Below are 19,470 nucleotides of genomic sequence, written 5' to 3'. Positions count from 1 at the left end.
CGTCTGTTTTCCTGTCTATGCTATCACAGATTCCAGAAGGGCGCAAGCGGACCGGTCCAATTCCCCCAGCAAGGAGGATACTGTATTGTTATCCGTAAGGTTCAGTTTTTCCGCCTCGATGTGGACCACCCGGTCCCCCTGCCGGAAGATCAGGCCGTTGCCTTCGTCCCAGTGGTAGGTCCAGGCCTGGTCGTAGCCCAGTTCCGCCTGGGTCAGCGCTGCAGGGTCGTGCAGGTGGAAATAGCGGTCCAGGCGGCCCTGGTCGCCCTCGATGGCCCGCAGATCGTCACAGATGATACCGGCCAACCAGCTTGTGCGGCAGTCATAGGATTCCACCCACAGATCCCCATCTTTCTCTGAGAACCGGCGATACTCTGCTGTCTGTCCGAACACGGAGTCTCCAGTGGTCAGGGTGCTGCCTCCTTCAAAGGTTGTATGGCTGTCGGAGATACTTATGAAAAGGCTGATCCCGATGCCCAAGGCTATGAGAGCATAGCACAGGGGTGCAGCGCCCCGGAATCGGGCAGTGCTCCGGCTGGGAATCGGTATGGGAGCGTTATGTTCCACTGCCCGGCGGCATTTCCTCCGGTAGCGGACCACACGCAGCCCCAGATACAGTACCAGGGCGGCCCATGCCAACAGAAGCAGCTGAGCTAACATAGCCCCGTTGGAGAAAAACATCTCCCACACCCGGGGCTGATCCCGGAACAGGTTGATTGCCCCATAGACCGACCAATAGATCACCAAGTAAAAAAAGGTATTGGCCTGATTCCGAAGGCTCTTTTTTAAAACCTCTTCCCATTCCATGCTGCCGTCGGTCTGAATGGGGGCGGGATGGGTACCGGGTTTGGCCTGGAAATAGAACAGACCGCCTGCCTCATCCAACAGATCCCAGCCTGCCTCATTACACAGGGCCAGATAATCCGCCCGGGACTGTTCGTCCTTCCGGCTGCTGCTCTTCCACCGGGCGGGCTCCACCCAGCAGCGGCGGGGCTGCTCTGAGCGGTGGAAGGCGGCGGTGAAAATGCCCAGCTCCGCCAGCTCCCAGCCGTTGTCTGCCAGCTGGTCCAGCTCCGCCTGAGCGGCTTTGGCGTCCTCGACAGTGTAGCGGAACCAGCGGATACAAGTTTGTTTCTCCTGTTTCATGCCGTGGAAGCCTCCAAATGAATGAGTACCTGATCCAGCCACTGGCTGGCGGGTGGTCCGCTCTCCACCCACAGGATCGTATTACCCCGGCGGAGCACGTAGCTGTCCCCGTCAGTCCATACGCCGTCATAGCCGGGGAGGGGGGCCATATTCTGTTTTGTCAATGCGTTCTGCACATCGTTGGCCAGCCAGTTCCAGGGCAGCACCCAGCCCTGGCCCTCCAGCGCAAGCGTGTAATCTGTCCCATCCGGCGACCACCACTCGGTCCATTCCGTATGGGAAGCCAGGAAGGTAGTACTGTCCTCCCGGAGGGTAGCCTCCGCGGTTGGGAGGAGCTGTTGTCCTGCCAGGGGAGGAGCCACCTGGAGCCGGGCGGTCAGGGGAGACAGGGGTAGCAGACTGACTGCCAGCAGAACCGCCGCACCCCCGGCCATGATCCAGTTTCCCCGCCGGGCCCGGCGATAGGCGGGGTCCTGTTTGAGCAAGCCATAGAGCAGAGCGCCGATGACAATGCCAACCATCCATGCACGGGAGTATACTCCGGCATTCGCATCCAGCAGCAGGGCCAGGAGGAAAAGGGGGATCAGCAGGCAGCCCAGCACCACCAGCAGGCGGGCCGCCATGGCGCTTTTAGGTCCCGGCGTGGGGAAGGGGAGGCCTGCGCTTGCCGCCTGCCGCCACTGGATCAGCCGCAGCAGCAGCCGTCCGGACCACAGCAGTCCTCCGGCCAACAGGAGGGGCAGACACAGAAAGACCAGCGCCGCAGTGTTGTACCTGGTAAGAATCCATACCCAGAAGAGCAGGGCCGTCCCTGTACCTGTCCAGTTGGTGGCCACGCCCAACAGGGGCAGCAGCAGAAAACAGATCAGGCAGACCGCCCAGCCGAACATCATACGGTGAAGGGATTTTTTCCGGAACCGCCGGTACTCCAGTTCACCGTCTGTCTGGATGGGAGGTGTGCCCGCCGGGGCCTCATAGATGTTCCAGTAGCCGGTCTGGGCCGCCTGATACCACCCGGCGTCGGCCAGCAGGCGGAGGTAGTCCGGCCCATCCTCCCGAGCGGGGTCGTACCAGTCCAGACTGTAGGTCACCGGCTTCTCCGCCGGAACAAATCGGGCCAGCAAGTTGAGCCACAGCTTTTCCAGCCGCCAGCCCTCCCCGGCCCGGCGGTTGAGCATAGCCTCCGCCGCCTTGATGTCTATGACAGGATAGGCAAAGAGCGTCCATTTCCGCTTCATGTCGTTTCCTCCTCACGCAATACCTGTTCCATATCCGCCGCCTGCTGGCGGATGCGCTGGTACTCGTCCTGAAGCACCTTGTCTCCCTGAGGGGTAAGCTGATAGTATTTCCGGTTGAGTTCCGTCCGGGTGAGCAGGATCAAACCATCCTTTTCAAATCGCTCCAGCAGGGCGTACAGGGTGCCGGCTCCCACGTTCACCCGGCCATTGGTGAGGGCGGTGATGGCCTGCATGATGCCGTAGCCGTGGCGCTCCTGCCGCAGGACCAGCAGCACATAGAACATCTGCTCTGTCAGCGTCTCCAGCTTCTTGCGTGCCAATGGTAACCACCCCCCTTTGTCAGCTTCATTGTATAGCGATATTCGATACAAAGTCAATAGCGAATATCGATATAAAAAGAAATTTGAAAAAAGTGAAAAAGAGTGTTGACAACCTGGATTCGACGTGGTAGTATATATCTCGCGCTGAACGACAGCGCAACGCCAAATGCGCGAGTGGTGGAATTGGCAGACTCGCTAGATTCAGGTTCTAGTGTGCATTACGCACGTGCGGGTTCAAGTCCCGCCTCGCGCACCAATGCGAATGGTGATACAGTATTTGAAAGATGCTGTATCACCATTCGCTTTTTTATTGCTACAAGCAAATGGTGAAAGCGGTCAGTATGGCTTGATCTTTTATAGACACCAAGCTGACACCGAGTTCTTGCAGGCGATTGATGTACGCATAGGTGTCCAAGTAATTGCGGCACAACCGGGTCATGCTCTTTATGACAACGGCGTCCATCCATCCCTCTGCGGCGGCCTGTGTGACATCCCTCAGTCCGGGCCGGTCCGGGGAAATACCGCTTCGGATCTCCCGTGTCTCGCCGGCAATCACCCATCCCTGCTCTTTGGCCCAGCAACGCAGATACTCCATCTGGCAGTCCAGCACTTGGTTTGTGCCGCCCCGGTCAATCCGTCCGTAAAGCCAGACACGCTTTGGTGCTGCCATGCGCTCACCCCGCTTTCTCGGCAGGGACGTAGCTGACATATACGCCCTTGCGCGTGTTCATGGTGATGTCCGGCATGGGGAGCGGTAGGGCCTGTGGGATGGAGACGACGCCGACACAGTGATAGTGAATGGTGAGCTTCTGTTGCCATACGCCGTCCACCTTTTCCGCCTGATGAACTTCGATTTTTTCAATCAGCTCATTGAGCATCCTCGGGGTCAGCTTTCTGGCCCGCGTATATTTGCGGACGGCAGAGATAAACATATCCGCCGTGACAGCCTTGCTTTTGGTGCGCTCCACAGCGTCCTGCAAGGCTTTTATTTTATCCCGCAGCTCCTTTTGCTCCGCCTCATACTTGGACGACATCCGGGCAAACCGCTCGTCGGTGATCTTGCCCGCCACATTGTCCTCATAGAGCCGTTCAAACAGGCTGTCCAATTCTTTGTCGCGGTAGATGGCGGCGTCCAATTCCCGGTGCATGGTGCGCACTTCATCCGCAGCGGCTTTCTGAGAAAAGCCCATCATCAGTTTGGCGAACTCCTTTTCATACTGGCTGACGAACTTTGTCAAGCGCCGGATTTCCGCCAGAACGACCTGTTCCAAGAAATCGGCCCGGATATAGTGGGTCGAAGTACAGGTTCCACGGTTGCCCTTGTAGTTGGAGCAGTTGAAGTAGGTGATTTCTGGATTCCCCTGGTTGAAGTGGAAATGCAGATTGTTTCCGCAGTCGGCGCAGACCAGCAGGCCGGAAAACATATTTTTTTCGCCCTCATGGGTCCGGCGCTTGCGGATTTTCCCGCGCTTTTCCTGGACCTTCTCCCATGCGGCCCTCTGGATAATTGGCTCATGGACATCCAGGAAGATGGCCCAATTCTCACGGTCATTCTCCAGCCGCCGCTTGTTCTTGTAAGACTTGGAGTAGGTCTTGAAGTTGAGCACGTCCCCGCAGTATTCTTGAAGCGTCAGGATGCGGGTGATAGTGGAACCGTTCCAGTGGCACGGGCCGTACTTGGGCGCTTTGCCGGGCCGGTGGATACCCTTTTGCTGCCAGTAAAAACGCGGCGTCAGGATGCCGTCCTTAGAGAGCGCATCCGCAATCTGCTCCACACCGTAGCCGTCCAGGCTCATGCGGTAGATGCGGCGAACCACAACAGCGGCATCCTCGTCAATGATCCAACGCTTGGGGTTGTGCGGGTCTTTCCGATACCCATAGGGGGGCTGCCCCATCGGTTCCCCGGCGTTACCCTTGATCTTGTTGCTGATACGGCGCTTCTTGCTGATGTCACGGCTGTACCATTCGTTAAATAAATTCTTTATCGGAGCAAGCTCGTTTTCGCCCTCATCCGTGTCGATGTTGTCAGAGACGGAAACAAAGCGGATGTCGTGCTCCGGGAAAAACTCCTCCATCAGCTTGCCGACCTCAATGTAGTTTCGGCCCAGGCGGGAGAGATCCTTCACAAACACGGCGGATGCCTTGCCCTGTTCGATTTCTGCCAGCATCGCCTGGAAGCCGGGACGTTCCATCGTAACTCCGGAGATGCCGTCGTCGTAGAAATGGATCAGGTGGGTATAACCTTTCTCCTTGGCGATTTTCGTCAACAGCTTCTTTTGGTTCTGGATACTGTAACTGTCACCTTCAAGATTATCGTCACGGGAGAGACGTTCGTATAAAATCGCCGTGTTCTCTCGGGCGATTCTGCTTTTTGACTGTTTCATGGAGCCTCCTTTCCGGCAGTCAAACAAGCAGTATTTACAACATGGTTATACCACAGCAGACTGCCGTTGTCACGGATGCGGCGGGCTATTCGGCGCAAGCCTCAGCCCGCAGCAGGTTGAGCAATAGAGAAGTGAGCGTTTCCGCCCCCTCCTCTTGAAAGATAGGCTCTACAAGAAACGTCCGGCCCTGGATGTGGTAGGTGGCGGACGAGGCAAGTTCTTTGTTTTTGGGGGCAGGCGGCTGTTTGTCCTGCCCCTGCATGGATTTGAGGGGATATGCCATAATCTACCTCCCAAACAGATAAGCAGCTGCGCCGGAAAGGGACGTGTCCGCATTAGCATAAAGCGACAATTCTCCGGCGCAGCTGCGCATAATTTTCATTGAACGTATTCCGCCGTATTTGCCACGCACCCCAGCGGGAGGGGATATTGCAGGCCGCCCCTGGCAGGGCTGTCATAGCTCCACAGCGTCGCTCGAAACGTGCGCCGCAGGGCTCCCCCTCTGATGTGGGAGGTCGTTACGAAAGTCTCATTATGCGTCCGCGCTGTCGTCGCGCCCGGTGTGCCTGTACCGGGTCCAAGGACTGCGTTGATCGCTCGGCCAGCTTGTCCATCACCTCCTGAAGCTGGCTGTCGTGGCGGCGCTCCTTGTGTCGCTGTTCACGCGGGGTTGTGCCTGCAATACCGTGTATTCAATTTTCAATTTACAGAGAAGGCGGCAGGGAAAGCGCGCCCTTCACTAAACACAAAAAAAGACTTGATTTTAGCCCCTGTTCCACCCACTTTTCTCAAAAATTTTTGCAAGATTTTTTCTGCCTCGTGTAAGTGAGGTGGAAATACGGCGCTGACCAACCCCTTCCATCTTGGCAATCTCATGCTCACTCCTGCCCTCCAGATAGTAAAGGGACAGGCGGCGGAACTGCTTCTCCGTCAAGCTAGTTCTGATCCGCAGCACAAGGGCATCCCTGACCTCATCCTGCTCCGTTGTATTGGTAGCATCCAGAAGAAGTTCCTCCACAGAGGGGGCGCTGGGGACAGCCCAATCCTCCAGGGGCAGGCGATTGTCGTGATAGGCACGTCCGGCCTTCTCCGTGGTGTGATAGTCTCGGTCAGACCATGCTTTCCACTTTTGAAATTCCTCCTCGCTGGCGAAGTCAGAACGGGTCAGCCGGATATGTACGCCGGTGACGCTCCCACACACAATGGCGTCCCGATCTTGCTTGTTCAAGGCGTAGTCACTCTTGCGATCATACATGAGTATTCCTCCCATTTTAGTCTTTTTCGCAGGGGTGGCGCAAAAAGCCAAAACAGGTCGGTGGGGAGCGACACCCGACTGAACTGACACGCTTCCGCTTTTCTCGACAAAAAACATCGCCGGACTGCCCACGAAGGCATCCGGCGCATTTCCTGGGGCACGAACGATTTTTCTGTTTATTTCCGCCTAATCGTTCCTGCTGATAGGTATAATACCAGGATAAGGTCCCTGGTATTTTTTTGACCGCTCACCTAAAGAATATGGGTGTGGCGCGTATCGAATCCCGTAAAAAAAGGACATAACTGCCTCCCTACGGCAGTTATGTCCTTTTGGGCGCACAAAACCCTCCTGAGAGCTGCCGTTTTTTTTATAAGCTCTCAGGCATCAGAAAGCGTATATTACAAACAAACCGGAATAATAATACTGATTAACCCGTCAGACTAGGTGATTAAAAACCTCCTTCCAGAACGATAGAATGGTATCGAGGTGAACAATCATGCCAGATAAGTCTCTGGATCGGCTTGCAGCTGCCATAAGGACCGCAAGAAATCAGCGAGAGATGACACAGGAAACTCTGTCTGACCTATCGGGCGTGTCTGTCCGCCACATTGGAAAAATAGAGAACGGGGAGATTAACCCGTCTTTTGAGGTGCTCCTGTCCTTGGTAACTGCTTTGAAGATTTCCTTTGATACGTTGTTTTATCAAGATAGTACAGACGAGCAGAACAATATAAACGAACTTGGGACACTATATCGCTTCTGCCCGGAACAGGGCCGGAGGGTAATGATGTCAGCGGCACGAGCCATAGCAAAAGAATTTGAGAACATTTGAGAAGAATGGTCAAGACATGAACTGATAGTAGCTATACAGATAGCATAGTAGACAGGCGGCCTAAATATGGTCGCCTGTCTTATGCTTTCTAATTGATGCTTTAGATGTTTGCGCTCTCCCTTATGTATCGCATATAATCTTACCCTTGCAATATTCCAGATTGTGCATTTGTGTTGTATCAGAGACTACTACAATCTCGTATCCCGTCCAACGGAATACCTTATAGAGCCGTCCTCCTTGCAGATAGTAGATGTAGTTCCCGTCTACGACAAAGGATGTAATGGAGCCTACATCTGCCAGCAGTTCATCCACTGTCGGTTCATGGTCAAGCAGCCCCCAAAAGGTCGCTGTGTTATCAGAGCCGGTGCTGAAATAAAGCCGTGTGGAGAAATCCTTGAAGTCGATTCGGTAAATCTGAAAGCCATCCCCCACCTCGCCGCTGGAGGCATAATAACAGGCATCCTCGTCAACATAGATGCTGGAGATAGACCCGGATTGTCCAAAGGGATTACGGGTCAGCAGGATAGCCTCGCCTGTGGCCTTGCTGGTCGCAGTGATGGTGTTCTCCACCATATCAAGCTCTACCGTGTAGGCGCTGTTTTCTCCTTCGGACGCATCGGCCAGAAAATCATGCGTAATCTCACTGGAATTGCTGTGCCCGCAACCAGTCAATGAAACGGTCATACAGAGTATGAGTACCACTGTCAGGACCGGGCGGGCAGAAATTGCCTTCCGCCTGCCAATATAAAACCTGAGACAGAGCCAAATCAGCAGACAGACGATTGCCAAGAACAGAATCGCCAAAAATCCAAACTGCTCCGGTGTGATGCCCGGAAAGGTTACTATATCAATCAAGTTCCAGTCCTCGTCATATCCAACCTCTGTCAGTGTCCCCCACACATAGCCGGTTCCGGCCAGCAGACCCGCCGGAAGCGGAAGAACATATTTGAGAAAGCTGCCGCCAATCAAATGTGGTAGGATAGAAACCGCGATGCCGGAAAACGTAGTCAGTACCGTCTGCCGGAACAGGATGGAAAGGAGGGCAATCAGGATAGCAAGCCAAGCAGCGCCCAAGCACCTGGACAAAACTACAATTCCATACGCCTGCCCAACGGAAATAAGGTAGGGAGAATTTTCAAAAAAGGACAGGCTTTGCAACGGATAGGATGCTCCGTCCAGGCCGACCGACAAGGAGACAACAACAAACTGCACCAACTGAAACAGAGCCGTCGCCAGAACCGCCAGGGCCGCCATTACGCCTAATTTGATTCCAGCCAGCCGCCCTCGGCCATTTCTGCAAGAGCGGAGGATCTGCGCCATCCCACACTGGTATTCCCCACAAAATACTGGGACACAGAGCGCCAGCAGGAACAACAGCAGGATTACATTCACCCCATCGTGGGTCAGGAGTGTGTCCCATCCCCGCTCATCCATCAGGAAGCGATGGGCGGGGTCCTCTTTTGCGTAGTAATACTGGTTATAGATGGTCAAGAAGGCGGCTTTTCTGCCGTCATCGGAGCGGGTGGCTTCTGCGTATTCCGTCTCCATCTCCTGCGCCTTTTCCTCTGTTACCTCGCCTTGCCAGCGGTCCATGTAGGTCAGGTAGGTATCTTCGTTCCGATCAATCACATAACTGCTGTCGTAGCCGCTGCCGATGCAAAAGACTGCATAAGCCGCCAGAGCAATCAGAAGAAGTAAAAGCCCTTTATGATGAAACAATATCTTTTTTAACTCTACTTGCAGCATGATTTCCTCCTGATTGCTATGACCAGCAGACACGCGATTACAGCTTGAACGATCAGAACGACAAGAAGCTGGAGCAAATATACCCCGCCGATGCTCACCCCGGACAGGCTTTCCAGTAGTTTACTGCCGCTGGTCAAGGTGAATGGGCTGATGCAGGAAAGAGCCTGTTTCCACCACACGGAGGAGAGCGCCCAGCCAGCGCAGTAGTTCAATGCCGCACCGAGCCCCAATCCAATCAGACAGGGATAAAGTGATTTTTGGAAACAGGCGGACAGGAAAATCAGCAAAAGTGCTGTCACACTGAAACCGATGGCTTTCAGCCCGCTCATCAACCCATAGAACAGCAAAATGGAGCCGGAGAATGGTGTAAATTGATAACTCTCGATGGCATAGAGCGGGCTGGACCAGCCTTCAAAGCCGCACAAAAGCCCAAATACCAGCAGGTTTACCAAGGCGAACAGAATCGTCAGTATCCAGGCAAATATCACTCCAGCGCCGCATTTGGAAAAGAGCAGAGGCCATCTGCCTCGCTTGCAGGAGGATAGGATCAGGGTCATCCCATTTTCTCTCTCCCGCGTGAATGTGGGCGCTACCGCCAAAATGAGTAAAAGCAGGATCAGCAGATCGGAAAAGTCATAGGACAGCAGGGTCTCCCAGCCGTCATACAGATAAAACGCAGGGATCGCTCGGTCTGCATAGTGCTGGAGAATATAGGCATTTTCTGCCGCTCCCGCTACATTTCCGCTCTCCTGATAGAAGACCACGTTTTCTTTTGCCTGGGCCAGGATTTCCTCCATATCAGAGGAATATTTGACACTGTACTCCATGTGGGGATAGAAATAGCTGTGGAGCAGATAGTAGTCGCCAAAGATATAGCCGCTGTACGTCCCCTCCTGCGGTTCCCGGCTATATGTGCCATCTGCCGTCAAATCGTCCAGCCGCTGGTACTCTGACGTGAGGAAGCGCACGGTTTCCTCTGTAATGGGGCCTTTGATCCGCTCATAGATGGTGTTATAGCCTGTCTGCATCCCACTTGTATTGGCCGCAACAGGCCGTATCTCGCCGGCGCGATAGTCTGCGATGATTTTGACCGTATTCAGGCATAGGAACAGCGCCAGCGCGATCAGCGTATAGCGCCGCAGGATGCCTTTCCTTGCCTCCAAATAGAGAAAACTCATGGCTGTTCCTCACTGGGCTGGAAGAAGGTATGCAGGAACAGGTCGTCCAGATTGGGGGGCACCGGCCTTGCGCCCCGGAGCGGTTTCCCGTCATCTACAATGCGCAGCAGATAGGAGCCGTCCTGCTGCTTGATGTTGCTCACGCAGTAGGTGTCCACTATCAGGGCCATATCCGCCTCGTTGGCCGACACCTCCCACACCTTCCCCTGGATGCTCTGTTCCAGTTCCCTGGGCGTACCCTGCATGACCAGTGTACCCCTCCGAAGCAGGAGGATCTCTTTGGCGATATATTCCACATCGGAAACAATATGGGTAGCTAAAAGGATAATGCGCCCCTTGGCCAGACGGGAAATGAGATTGCGGAAGCGAATCCGCTCACCAGGGTCAAGGCCCGCCGTCGGCTCGTCCAGCACCAGCAGTTTGGGGTCGTTCAGAATGGCCTGGGCGATCCCCAGCCGCTGCCGCATCCCACCGGACAGCGCCCCGATCCGCTTGCTGCGGTTTTCCTCCAGGTTGACGAAAACCAGGGCCGCGTCGATGCTCTCTTTTACGTTTGCCACCCCTTTTACTTGACACATATAGTCCAAAAATTCCTGTACGGTAAAATTTGCATAGAACTGAGGGTACTGTGGCATATAGCCAATCTGGTCGAAGTAGCGCCCGCCCATCTGGACGGTGTTTTCACCGTCCAGATGGATCACGCCGCTACTGGCAGGCAGTATTCCAATCAAAATGTTGATCAGTGTCGTTTTGCCGGCTCCATTTGGCCCCAACAATCCATAAACCCCTTCTGTCAGAGCAGCGGAAACATTTTGGAGCGCGGGATATTTTCCATAATATTTTGTGATTTGCTCAAGTTCCAGTTTCATCATATATTCCTCACGGAAGTTCCACTGCCTGCGAGAGAGCATAGCCGTCATCCGTACCCAGGGCTGCATAGGCGAAATGGCCAATGACCCAAATCTCATAGGGCTTGCAGTTTGTATCCATCGTATAGGTTTCATCCGCAACTTTCGTGCCATCGCTGACCTGATAGGCCCGCAGAGTGCCGCTTGGGCTGTCCCCACCCGCACAGGTTACAATATACTGGCCGTCTGCGGATACAGCGGCGATCCCACTTTCATCTCCACTCTCCACGCTGATTACTTTTCCCTGCTGCTGAGCCAAGTCCAAAAAGAGAACAGAGCCGGTCTGCTTTGCGCCGCCCATGCTGGCGGGCAGAATCGTATCGGAAACAGCGGCATATTCTCCGTTTACAGAGAGCATGGAACCGGAAAAGCCTTCGGCAGTAAAAATGGTTGCTGTGTTATTGCTCAGATCAATCGAGCCGTAGGCCGTGGCGTTTTCCTGCCCGTCCAGACTTCCAAAATAGGCCAAGTAGCTCCCGCTGTCACTGTACCCGACCGCCTCGAAATAAACAGTCTTACTCATGGGGGGAGTTATTTTGGTCAATTCCTGCGTGTCAAAGATATATTGATAGAGACTGGGGCCTTCCGCATATACAAGGGATTTCCCATCCGGCGCGGCGGCAAAGACAGAGCCCCAAAGCCCGTTTACCAATGCCTCGTCCGTCAATTCATAGGTATTCACCAGATTAAGGCTTTGATCGAACAGCCAGTAATACAGTGTCTCCGCAGAACTGTCGCCGGAGATCACCGTGACCCCGCCGGTATCCTGCACATCCGCCGCAGTCTGGCTGGACAGCATAACGATGGCCCCCTGGCTGGTCTTGTCTGTCAGCAGGGGCGTTTGGGCGGCGTCAAAAGCGTAGGTGGCTGTTGCTCCGCCGGTAGATAGGTCGGTCAGTTTCAACTCATTGGTGGTATAATCGTACTCCGGCGAGAGAAAATCGGTCCCGATGCCGGTTATCTGCTCCGCCGATTCGTCAGTAACCTGCTGGGAGTCCGCTGAGGGATCGCTGGACGGATTTCCAGTGCTTGCCGCCGGTTCGTTGCCCCCGCAGGCGGAAAGCAGAGAAAGACTGAGTGCAAGCGCAAGTAAAATACTGATTCTTTTCATGTTCGTCAAACCTCCCCATTGACCAAAAGTACAGATGCTGTCTTAACTGGATTGTTGATTTCAAGCTCCCCATCTTCCGGGGTACCGGCAATGGCATAGACTGTGTTCAGCGTACCAAGTGCAGAGGTATCAATCTGGAATGTGGCTTCCACCATCTGGTTTTTCACCGTCCGAACAGAGAGATAGTCCGCTCCATTGAGTTGGACAGGCTGGTGGTTGATAAACAGAGTGATATTGAAATCCGTCTCCGGCCCGCCGTAGAGTTGCACAGTAATCGTTGCCGTTTTCCCATCGGCCTGAATGTAATTTCCATCTTCTACACCCAGGGACAAGGTTGCTGTCGTGTCCAAGCTATCAGTCGCACCCCATGCGGCCAGGGTATCTAATATGTCCTGCGGCAGATCCACCACATTGTAGTCCGTACCGGCTGTCGCCAATGTCTGCGCGGGGGCGTCTGCTACAAAAGAAATCTGGCGGGATGTGGTTGCAGATTCCTGGTGGTGGAAGCCATAACGCGGATTATCCGGCCCCTCTGCTACAAAACTGGGTTCCAGAATGGTGACAGCCATAACAGGGACGGTTTCTCCCGCTTTGCCTGTCACGGGCTGGAATACCATGTTGAAATTCTCCTGCTGTTCATAGTCCAGGTTAAAGACCTGCATATAGCTTTCCTCAAGCTCTGTACCATCCTCATAGACTGCGGAATAGGGCTGGGCCACCCCATCCACAAATAGGAGGACGCCAATCTCTGTGGTCTTTCCAGAAGAAGCGCCAGTTATGGAGAACGGAATTTCCAAAGACTCACCATCGTAGGTATAAACCGTGTCCATCGGGTCTTGCAGGCCAAATTCCGCAGAGCCCATCTCATTGTCCGCTGGTTCTTCCTCAAAATAGGCGTCCAGGTTGTCCGATTCGTCCGTGGCTGGGTCGCTGGTCTGCGGCGCGCTGCACCCAGCCAGCAAACATACAAGTGCCAATGAAATAAAAAGAAATCTGTGCATAAAAATACTCTCCTTATCGGTAGGATAAGGAGAGCATAATGGGAAAAGGTCTACGATTGGTCAATCGGCATCAATTTTTTCTGCTTGTATCTGCATTTCTACGCAGGCCCCGTTGCGATTGCTCAAAGAGAGCGTTCCACCTTGTTTCTGGCAAAGGGTGTTGCAGATCGAGAGGCCAAGCCCGAAGTGGTCATTTTCCGTATTTTCCTTGTAAAACGGCCTCGTGGCGGAGCGGAGGGATTCTTCTGAAAAGCCCTTCCCATCATCATGTACTTGAATTGTAAGCAGACCTTCTTGCCACCCGGCCTTTAATGTGATCTCACGGCGGGCGAAACGCAGGGCATTAGAAATCACATTGTCGATCATGCGATGTACCAAGGTCCCATCCAGCATGACCTGAAAATCCGGGACCCCACTAATATCCATAGAGAATTGAAGCTGGTGCCGCTGCGCCAAAACGGTGTATTCGTCCTCCTGTTCCTCAAAAAATTCCCGCAAAGGGCAGGCTGTTGGCTTCACTGGGATAGCGTCCATCGCCTGTATTTCGCGCACCTGGTCTGCGTACTGCTCCAACCGCTCCGTTGCCAAGGAAAGATTGTGGATCGTGTCCAGCAGTTTGTCCTCGCTGATGCGTCCAAGTGGGACATTATGCGAGAGATATTCTGTGTATCCTTTCATCACAGTGATGGGGGTACGGAGGTCATGGGCGATGGATGCGCTGAGTTTGCGCCGCTCCTCCATCATAGCCCAGGTCTCTTGATTATTTTTTAAGAGGGCGACTCGCATGGTGTCCATAGCCCGACAGAGCTCGCCCATTTCATCCGAAGCCGGATAGTCCAAACGAAAATCCAGGTCGCTTTGCGATATGCGGTCGGCGCTCTGTAAGAGTAATGACAGCGGCTGTTTCAGTTTGATGGAATAAAACATCCAGGCACAGAAGATCGTGCCAAGCACGAAAAGCAAAGTCGGCACCAGGATCACGGCTGCTTTTGCCGCATAGTAGGCGACCCGCTGTGTATCGCTCAAGTTGGCGATTTGGTACTCCGTGGATAAAATCACAAGCTGTCCATTTTCCCCCGGGACAATCTGTTCATCATCCGCAATCACTAGGTTATATTCATCCTCAGTTTCCTGGGGTGGCAGCACCTGATAGTCCGTTACACTTTCCAAGATGTGATTTTGCACGTTGACACAGGTAAAAATGGTCGCTGCCGAAATACCTGCTACAAGCACCGCCATGACAAGAACAAGTGATACGAAAGCCCGGCGGAGAGGCATGGAGCGAAGCCAGTGTTTTATTTTACCCATTTATAGCCGCACCCCCAGACTGTTTCGATATACTGCGCCCCCAGTTTGTTTCGGATGCGGCGGATGTGTTCCTTCACCACAGTATTGTCAGCGGTGCCATCAAAACCCCGCACCTGTTCATAAATTGCCTCCCGGTTGAACACTTGTCCAGGGTGGAGAGAAAGCAGTTCCACTATATCAAATTCTACCTTGGAAAGTTCTATGGGCCGGCCATTTCGAGAGACGGTCCTTGCGGCGTAGTCCACCACAATGTCTCCAAAGCCCCGGACGCTGATTTTTTGCTGGATACGGCTCTCCCTGCGCAGATGGGCCTCCACCCGAGCAGTCAGTTCGACAAGACTGAACGGTTTCAAAATGTAATCATCCCCACCGGCCCGCAGACCAGCGACACGGTCCGCCTCCTCAATCCGGGCGGTTAAGAATAGGATGGGGCAGGCCACATGGTCGCGGATTGCCCGGCACAGCTCAAGGCCATCCATCCCCGGCATATTGATGTCCAGCAGAATAATATCCGGCTGCTGGATCAACTTTTGCAGGGCTTCCTCACCGCTTTTTGCCGTGATTACTTGATACTGTTCCATTTCAAACTGATCCCGCAGCATATCTAAAATCATCTGCTCATCATCTATGACCATAATCGTATAGTTCATGGTTTCACCTCGCTCGTTGGTATCATAATAGGAAAAAGTCTATAAACAGTCAAGTAAACTCTTTATAATGGCCCATTTATGAATTCATATAGAGCTTTTCTCGTTTTTCAAATCGTTTCGTTCTGGTTTAATCAATTTCTGATGCGCTAAAAGTACTTTTTTCTGCTTTACAGCAATTTTGTATGAGTCTGTTTGTTTTATAACCTGTTGGATTGTTTGGATATAGAGCCTTTTCAAGTTCATAATACAAGCCTCCTTATCTTTTTTGTCCCTATAACAAGACGGAATACAACGCTCAATCTGACGTTCACACGCATTTTAAGAAATTGGCAAGCAGGGCAAAGCGGGACCCACTTTGCGAAATGCTTGTTGGGGGAGCCCCCCAATCCCCCGGAACGCACCGTATCCGGCGCGGCTGCGCGTCCCGTGGACGCTATGAGAGCACGGTCAGCTCACCGCTGGCCGTGCTCTTTTTCCTGGGCGCTGCCGCGCTCATCCTGGCCCATGATCTGATCCACGTTGGCCTTGACGGCCAGCAGTTCCCGCATCTCATCGCGGGCCTTCCGGTAGTCCGTGTAGGCGGCCTTTTTCTCCGCCAGGAGGGCGGCATACTCGGCCTGCAAGTCCTTCATCTTGGGCAGCTTCTTGACGGCCAGCTCGTCAAAGGCCCGCTTGGCCGCCTGGTGGAGCAGGATGTCGGCCTCATGCTCGGCCCGGAACTTCTTGGAATACCCGGCCTTGCGGTAGGCGACATAGACCTCACGGGTCTTGGCGTAGTTGACGATGTAAGTGCGCAGCACGGCGATCTCCGCCATGCGCTTCTCCGCCGCCTTGATTTTGTCCCCCAGCTGGTGATAGCGGTCGGTGGCCGCCGCCGTCTTTTCAGAGAGTACCTGATAGTCCAGAAGCTGGTGCTGGTTGAGGTAAGCCAGGGTCTGTGCCGTCTGCTTCAGATTGAACTTGCTGACCCACCGGGCGTACCCGGCCCCCTTGCCGGAGCGCAGCTTGGCCTCGATGTCCACCAGCAGGCTGACCCTCTGCTCAGGCCGCCGGACCTCTTGCTTCCGGCCCGGCCTGTGCTCCTTCTCACCGGCCAGGACGGCCCGCAGGTCTGCTTCCCCATAGCCCTCTCCCAGCCGGTCCAGGCGGAGGAATTTCTTGCCTGTCTCGGTTCGGAGGGAGATGGATTTGCCCCGGCGCTGGACCTCGACCCCGGCCCCGGCCAGCAGCGCCAGCAGGGCCTCCAGGTCCGCCGGGCGGCCCTCCAGAGCGGCGTCAATGGCCTGCCGGAGCTGCTCCCGCTGGGAGGGCTTGGCCTCCTTCTCCAGCCACTTGTCATAGGACAGGCTGCCCCGCTTGGGGTTCTCAATGACGGACAGCCGGTGCTCCAGGCAGACCAGATCACTCAGCCTCCGCACCGCCATGGCCGAGCGGCGGAAGTCCCGGAACTTGCCCTTGCAGTCCAGGGTGGTGGAGTTCCAGATGATGTGATTGTGGATGTGGCGGCGGTCGGTGTGGGTGGCGACGATGAAAGCGTGCCTGCCTTTCAAGAACCGCTCCGCGAACTCATAGCCGATGCGGTTGGCCTCCTCCGGCGTGACCTCGCCGGGCTTGAAGGATTGGCGCACCTGATAGGCGATCACATCATTTTTCTGGTCCCGCCCGGTAACGGCCCGGTACTGCCGCTTGGCAAACAGGAACTCCGCGTCCACGGTGGCCGGGTCACAGGCGAAGGAGGAAATCAGCTCGCCGCCCTGGGTTTTCTCCGGGTTCTTGGCGTAGCTGGTGCGGTCGGTGAGGCATTGGGCGACGGTTCGGCCCTTGTTGATGTGCATGGAGATGATGCGTGTAGTCGCTATGATCTGTCACCCCTTAAAAAAGAGAAGCGGCCCCGCAGGGCCGCCTCTCTGTCAGCGCAATTCGTTTGTTATCCATACACCCGATCCTGGATGGCATAGCGCAGGTCCTGTAGCTTGCCCAGCAGCCACGCCGCCCCCATGGGCAGGCCCATCGGGCTGACCAGGAAGGCGATCACCAGAAGAATGACGCCGTTCTGGACTGAGTAGGTCACCAGTACCGCCAGCCCCAGCAGGCCCACGATGGTCCCGGCCAGGCCAAAGAGAAAAGCGGAACAGTATAAAAGCCGGAAGCCAATCCAGATGAACAGGGCCAGGGCCAGCACCACCGGCGCGGCCAGCAATTTCAGCAGCAGTCTCATTTAATGTCCTCCTTTTGGCACCGCTCCAGCATCACATCCCGGGCGGCTTGAATCATCCGGGCCTCGGCCTGGGTCAGGTCCCGCTTCCCCTGGGTCAGCTCCGCATACTCCAGGTAATTGGCGTAGGAATCCAGCAGGGTGTCCCGCAGCTCCTCCGGGGTCCGGCACAGGTGTGCGTCGCACCAGGAATCCCCCGGCGGGTTCCACTCCAACACCGTGAGGCCACGGCTGGTCTGGACCACCTCATAGGCCGGGTCCTTTTCCAGATATGCCTGGAATACCGTCAGGACCGTTTCAAATGTCAGCATGGCTATCACGTCCTTCCGTCGGTCCCTCTTTCTGGTTCCATCATACCGGGAAACGCCCCTGTCCGCAACGATGCGGAAATTCGCCGAAAATTTCGGCGAATTTTTTTGCCCCGCTATTTGATCCTGGAAAGGCCCGTAAGAACGTGCCGGGCGGCCTCCCACAACTGGTCATAGTTCTGCCGCAAATCCTCCAGGTCGGCGTCGTAGAAGCGCCCGGTCTCATGCACCCGTCTGGTAAGCTGGTTGAGGTTGTTGCTGGACCGGCGCAGCAGGGACACCAGCTCCCGCAGCTCCGGCAGGTCCAGCCGCACCACATAGCCGTCAATGGCCATCTTGCGCAGATAGGCGGCCATGTTCTCCGTGCCGTACTGCTCCATCTTCTGATGGATCAGCGCCTGCTCCTCCGGGGTGACGCGGAATTTCAGTTGAATCTCCCGTTTCCGCTTCGCCATGGTCAGCGTTCCTGTTCCTGCCGCCTGCCGGGGGTGGGCAGCTTGGGCTCGGAGGCCCTGGTCTCATTCAGTTTTTTGCGCACCGATGGCTTGCGCAGCCGCAGAGACTGGGTGCGATCCTCGTCTTTGGTTATCAGGGCATAGGTGCCCTTTCGCCCCTCCAACGTGGAGACAGACAGGGAGCGGAAGGGCAGCATGGAGACAAGCCGGTTCCGGTTCTTGCTGTTTGCACGGGCCAGGAAGTCCGGGGAAACCTGGACCATGAAGTGGGTTCCGCTGGGGCTGTTGGGCTCCCGCGCCGCCTGGAAGGCGGAGAGGATACGGGCGGCCTCGGCACGGATGTCGTCTTTGGTGAGGGGCTGGGTCAGCAGATACTCATGCCGGGCCACATTGATAAATAAATCAACGAGGCCAGGATTGTGCCCGTCCACCACGAACTCCACGTTGCGGTCGTGTCCCCAGGCGTCCGGGTCCTCAAAGACGGGGATGGTCCTGGCCCACGCCTTGTTGTCAAGGGAAATCCGTCCGTCATGCTCCTTGTGGCGTACTGTGTTGGCGAGGACGTAGAGTGTCCGGTCATAGCCAAACTGCTCTGCCACCTGGGAAACGGCCTCCCGTCCCAGGCGGTCGTTCCGGTAGTGCTCCGAGATAGCCGCGTCAATGGCCTCCGCACAGGCGATATTGGCCTTGCGGGAGGCACGGTACTGCTCCAGCTCCCCGTGCTCATGGGCATAGCCTCCGGGATAGCGGTACACCGGCAGCTCCCGCTGGGCCTGGAGGGCGGTATAGGCCCGGTCTGAAATGCAGTCCAGCAGCGGGTCCAGGTCGGGGCTCTCCCGGTCCTTCCATTCCCCGTAGATGGCCGCCATGGGTGAAGGCACGGCCAGCAGCGCGGCGGCCTGAGCCTGGGGCATATCCATAAGCTCCGCCGCCGCCAGAATGTCCTCCCGGATGGCATACTCGTATGCGTGGTTCAAAATCTCCTCCGGGGGCTGGCCCATCAGCCAGTCCCGGTACTTGGTCTGCTCGGCGGCCAGTTTTTCATAGAGCTGTGTGTTCATTTCCTCTTGATTCATGGTCAGACACTCCTTCCGAAATCAGTTTCAGCATGGTATAATGAGCCAAAAATGCTGGGGGTAATTTTATGGCGTACAGTGAGCAGATGTGGCAGGAGGCAAAAAAGAAATGCCGCCTAAGCGATGAGGACATCGCGCGGGCCAAGCGCCTGGGCCTCAATCCCCGCAGTCTGGTGAAAAATATCCCCAGCAAAAGCGAACCGTGGAAAGCGCCGGTGAATGTGTGGCTGCGTGAGATCGAGGAAAAGCGCCAGAAGAAGGCGGCACAGAAACAGCGCCGCCGGGAAAAAGCGAAGCGGGCGGAGGCCGGCCCCAGCGCCAAGGAAAGCTCCTGAGAGA

At 55.3% G+C, this 19,470-nt stretch carries 22 protein-coding genes and 1 tRNA gene; 3 read left to right on the top strand and 20 right to left on the bottom strand.

Translation table 11 applies throughout. The annotated features are described in order from the left end of the window. Nucleotides 1-15: 15 nt before the first annotated feature. Genes B5G42_RS02055 through B5G42_RS02045 form a run of 3 tightly spaced genes read right to left on the bottom strand, consistent with a single transcriptional unit; the run spans nt 16 to nt 2,704 of the window. Nucleotides 16-1,146: a DUF2812 domain-containing protein gene (locus B5G42_RS02055; RefSeq protein WP_087266199.1), complete on the bottom strand. Its 1,131-nt coding sequence runs from the start codon at nt 1,144-1,146 to the stop codon at nt 16-18. Next, entirely contained in the window at nt 1,143-2,384 is a 1,242-nt protein-coding gene (locus tag B5G42_RS02050; protein WP_087266198.1) for a DUF2812 domain-containing protein, read from the bottom strand. The genes B5G42_RS02055 and B5G42_RS02050 overlap by 4 nt, the downstream gene beginning before the upstream one ends. Beyond that, entirely contained in the window at nt 2,381-2,704 is a 324-nt protein-coding gene (locus tag B5G42_RS02045) for a PadR family transcriptional regulator (protein WP_087266195.1), read from the bottom strand. The genes B5G42_RS02050 and B5G42_RS02045 overlap by 4 nt, the downstream gene beginning before the upstream one ends. Nucleotides 2,705-2,872: 168 nt before the next feature. Between B5G42_RS02045 and B5G42_RS02040 the strand changes: the two genes are divergently transcribed. Further along, a tRNA-Leu gene (locus tag B5G42_RS02040) sits at nt 2,873-2,960 on the top strand. 57 nt (nt 2,961-3,017) lie between these two features. On the opposite strand, the gene B5G42_RS02035 is transcribed toward B5G42_RS02040, so the two are convergent. The 4 genes from B5G42_RS02035 to B5G42_RS02020 form a co-directional block, all read right to left on the bottom strand. Continuing rightward, entirely contained in the window at nt 3,018-3,374 is a 357-nt protein-coding gene (locus tag B5G42_RS02035; protein WP_162611027.1) for a recombinase family protein, read from the bottom strand. A 4-nt stretch (nt 3,375-3,378) separates the two neighbouring features. Beyond that, nucleotides 3,379-5,088 (bottom strand): recombinase family protein, encoded by a 1,710-nt coding sequence (locus tag B5G42_RS02030; protein ID WP_087266191.1) that lies wholly within the window; start codon nt 5,086-5,088, stop codon nt 3,379-3,381. Between the two features lie 85 nt (nt 5,089-5,173). Continuing rightward, nucleotides 5,174-5,371, bottom strand: coding sequence for a hypothetical protein (locus B5G42_RS02025; protein ID WP_087266189.1), 198 nt, complete (start codon nt 5,369-5,371; stop codon nt 5,174-5,176). A 480-nt stretch (nt 5,372-5,851) separates the two neighbouring features. After that, complete coding sequence (locus B5G42_RS02020; protein WP_087266187.1) at nt 5,852-6,343, bottom strand: sigma-70 family RNA polymerase sigma factor; 492 nt, start codon at nt 6,341-6,343, stop codon at nt 5,852-5,854. Between the two features lie 496 nt (nt 6,344-6,839). On the opposite strand from B5G42_RS02020, the gene B5G42_RS02015 reads away from it, so the two are divergent. Further along, nucleotides 6,840-7,175 (top strand): helix-turn-helix domain-containing protein, encoded by a 336-nt coding sequence (locus B5G42_RS02015; protein WP_087266185.1) that lies wholly within the window; start codon nt 6,840-6,842, stop codon nt 7,173-7,175. A gap of 120 nt (nt 7,176-7,295) precedes the next feature. Here B5G42_RS02015 and B5G42_RS02010 read toward each other — a convergent pair whose 3' ends face one another. The 13 genes from B5G42_RS02010 to B5G42_RS01955 all read right to left on the bottom strand — a co-directional run bounded on the left by B5G42_RS02010 (nt 7,296) and on the right by B5G42_RS01955 (nt 19,131). Next, nucleotides 7,296-8,921 carry a hypothetical protein gene (locus tag B5G42_RS02010; RefSeq protein ID WP_087266183.1) on the bottom strand — a complete coding sequence of 542 codons (1,626 nt, stop codon included), beginning with the start codon at nt 8,919-8,921 and terminating at the stop codon, nt 7,296-7,298. Beyond that, entirely contained in the window at nt 8,909-10,099 is a 1,191-nt protein-coding gene (locus tag B5G42_RS02005; protein ID WP_087266181.1) for a hypothetical protein, read from the bottom strand. Before B5G42_RS02005 ends, B5G42_RS02010 begins: the two co-directional genes overlap by 13 nt. Beyond that, the gene (locus tag B5G42_RS02000) at nt 10,096-10,968 is read right to left on the bottom strand and encodes an ABC transporter ATP-binding protein (protein WP_087266179.1); all 873 of its coding nucleotides are present in this window, start codon (nt 10,966-10,968) and stop codon (nt 10,096-10,098) included. Before B5G42_RS02000 ends, B5G42_RS02005 begins: the two co-directional genes overlap by 4 nt. Nucleotides 10,969-10,978: 10 nt before the next feature. Continuing rightward, nucleotides 10,979-12,118 (bottom strand): hypothetical protein, encoded by a 1,140-nt coding sequence (locus B5G42_RS01995; protein ID WP_087266177.1) that lies wholly within the window; start codon nt 12,116-12,118, stop codon nt 10,979-10,981. A 5-nt stretch (nt 12,119-12,123) separates the two neighbouring features. Then, the gene (locus tag B5G42_RS01990) at nt 12,124-13,119 is read right to left on the bottom strand and encodes a hypothetical protein (RefSeq protein WP_087266175.1); all 996 of its coding nucleotides are present in this window, start codon (nt 13,117-13,119) and stop codon (nt 12,124-12,126) included. A gap of 60 nt (nt 13,120-13,179) precedes the next feature. Then, on the bottom strand, nt 13,180-14,427 hold the full coding sequence (locus B5G42_RS01985; protein ID WP_087266173.1) for a HAMP domain-containing sensor histidine kinase: 1,248 nt from the start codon (nt 14,425-14,427) through the stop codon (nt 13,180-13,182). Continuing rightward, nucleotides 14,415-15,077 carry a response regulator transcription factor gene (locus B5G42_RS01980; protein ID WP_087266171.1) on the bottom strand — a complete coding sequence of 221 codons (663 nt, stop codon included), beginning with the start codon at nt 15,075-15,077 and terminating at the stop codon, nt 14,415-14,417. Before B5G42_RS01980 ends, B5G42_RS01985 begins: the two co-directional genes overlap by 13 nt. Before the next feature lie 84 nt (nt 15,078-15,161). Continuing rightward, nucleotides 15,162-15,320 (bottom strand): hypothetical protein, encoded by a 159-nt coding sequence (locus B5G42_RS18055; RefSeq protein ID WP_162611026.1) that lies wholly within the window; start codon nt 15,318-15,320, stop codon nt 15,162-15,164. A 209-nt stretch (nt 15,321-15,529) separates the two neighbouring features. Continuing rightward, complete coding sequence (locus B5G42_RS01975; RefSeq protein ID WP_087266169.1) at nt 15,530-16,936, bottom strand: relaxase/mobilization nuclease domain-containing protein; 1,407 nt, start codon at nt 16,934-16,936, stop codon at nt 15,530-15,532. A gap of 68 nt (nt 16,937-17,004) precedes the next feature. Continuing rightward, entirely contained in the window at nt 17,005-17,295 is a 291-nt protein-coding gene (locus B5G42_RS01970; RefSeq protein WP_087266167.1) for a CD1845 family protein, read from the bottom strand. After that, complete coding sequence (locus B5G42_RS01965; protein ID WP_087266165.1) at nt 17,292-17,603, bottom strand: hypothetical protein; 312 nt, start codon at nt 17,601-17,603, stop codon at nt 17,292-17,294. The genes B5G42_RS01970 and B5G42_RS01965 overlap by 4 nt, the downstream gene beginning before the upstream one ends. 113 nt (nt 17,604-17,716) lie before the next feature. Continuing rightward, nucleotides 17,717-18,055, bottom strand: coding sequence for a plasmid mobilization protein (gene mobC / locus B5G42_RS01960; protein ID WP_087266163.1), 339 nt, complete (start codon nt 18,053-18,055; stop codon nt 17,717-17,719). Nucleotides 18,056-18,057: 2 nt separating this feature from the next. Continuing rightward, nucleotides 18,058-19,131: a DUF3849 domain-containing protein gene (locus tag B5G42_RS01955; protein ID WP_087266161.1), complete on the bottom strand. Its 1,074-nt coding sequence runs from the start codon at nt 19,129-19,131 to the stop codon at nt 18,058-18,060. 68 nt (nt 19,132-19,199) lie between these two features. On the opposite strand from B5G42_RS01955, the gene B5G42_RS01950 reads away from it, so the two are divergent. Beyond that, entirely contained in the window at nt 19,200-19,466 is a 267-nt protein-coding gene (locus tag B5G42_RS01950; RefSeq protein WP_087266159.1) for a hypothetical protein, read from the top strand. Nucleotides 19,467-19,470: the final 4 nt, after the last annotated feature.

It is taken from the genome of Flavonifractor sp. An91 (assembly GCF_002159225.1).
In the GTDB taxonomy this organism is placed as follows: domain Bacteria; phylum Bacillota; class Clostridia; order Oscillospirales; family Oscillospiraceae; genus Flavonifractor; species Flavonifractor avicola.
The sequence above is the reverse complement of the archived record's forward strand: the minus strand, read 5'-3'. Positions and strand labels throughout refer to the sequence as shown.

Excerpts from the sequence above, each read along its gene's own strand:
- B5G42_RS01965 (WP_087266165.1), bottom strand. The coding sequence starts at position 17,603 with ATGCTGACATTTGAAACGGTCCTGACGGTATTCCAGGCATATCTGGAA.
- B5G42_RS02035 (WP_162611027.1), bottom strand. The coding sequence starts at position 3,374 with ATGGCAGCACCAAAGCGTGTCTGGCTTTACGGACGGATTGACCGGGGC.
- B5G42_RS02020 (WP_087266187.1), bottom strand. The coding sequence starts at position 6,343 with ATGTATGATCGCAAGAGTGACTACGCCTTGAACAAGCAAGATCGGGAC.
- B5G42_RS02010 (WP_087266183.1), bottom strand. The coding sequence starts at position 8,921 with ATGCTGCAAGTAGAGTTAAAAAAGATATTGTTTCATCATAAAGGGCTT.
- B5G42_RS01985 (WP_087266173.1), bottom strand. The coding sequence starts at position 14,427 with ATGGGTAAAATAAAACACTGGCTTCGCTCCATGCCTCTCCGCCGGGCT.
- B5G42_RS18055 (WP_162611026.1), bottom strand. The coding sequence starts at position 15,320 with ATGAACTTGAAAAGGCTCTATATCCAAACAATCCAACAGGTTATAAAA.
- B5G42_RS02005 (WP_087266181.1), bottom strand. The coding sequence starts at position 10,099 with ATGAGTTTTCTCTATTTGGAGGCAAGGAAAGGCATCCTGCGGCGCTAT.
- B5G42_RS01950 (WP_087266159.1), top strand. The coding sequence starts at position 19,200 with ATGGCGTACAGTGAGCAGATGTGGCAGGAGGCAAAAAAGAAATGCCGC.
- B5G42_RS01995 (WP_087266177.1), bottom strand. The coding sequence starts at position 12,118 with ATGAAAAGAATCAGTATTTTACTTGCGCTTGCACTCAGTCTTTCTCTG.
- mobC (WP_087266163.1), bottom strand. The coding sequence starts at position 18,055 with ATGGCGAAGCGGAAACGGGAGATTCAACTGAAATTCCGCGTCACCCCG.
- B5G42_RS02000 (WP_087266179.1), bottom strand. The coding sequence starts at position 10,968 with ATGAAACTGGAACTTGAGCAAATCACAAAATATTATGGAAAATATCCC.
- B5G42_RS02050 (WP_087266198.1), bottom strand. The coding sequence starts at position 2,384 with ATGAAGCGGAAATGGACGCTCTTTGCCTATCCTGTCATAGACATCAAG.
- B5G42_RS02025 (WP_087266189.1), bottom strand. The coding sequence starts at position 5,371 with ATGGCATATCCCCTCAAATCCATGCAGGGGCAGGACAAACAGCCGCCT.
- B5G42_RS02030 (WP_087266191.1), bottom strand. The coding sequence starts at position 5,088 with ATGAAACAGTCAAAAAGCAGAATCGCCCGAGAGAACACGGCGATTTTA.
- B5G42_RS02015 (WP_087266185.1), top strand. The coding sequence starts at position 6,840 with ATGCCAGATAAGTCTCTGGATCGGCTTGCAGCTGCCATAAGGACCGCA.
- B5G42_RS01955 (WP_087266161.1), bottom strand. The coding sequence starts at position 19,131 with ATGAATCAAGAGGAAATGAACACACAGCTCTATGAAAAACTGGCCGCC.
- B5G42_RS01990 (WP_087266175.1), bottom strand. The coding sequence starts at position 13,119 with ATGCACAGATTTCTTTTTATTTCATTGGCACTTGTATGTTTGCTGGCT.
- B5G42_RS01970 (WP_087266167.1), bottom strand. The coding sequence starts at position 17,295 with ATGAGACTGCTGCTGAAATTGCTGGCCGCGCCGGTGGTGCTGGCCCTG.
- B5G42_RS02055 (WP_087266199.1), bottom strand. The coding sequence starts at position 1,146 with ATGAAACAGGAGAAACAAACTTGTATCCGCTGGTTCCGCTACACTGTC.
- B5G42_RS01980 (WP_087266171.1), bottom strand. The coding sequence starts at position 15,077 with ATGAACTATACGATTATGGTCATAGATGATGAGCAGATGATTTTAGAT.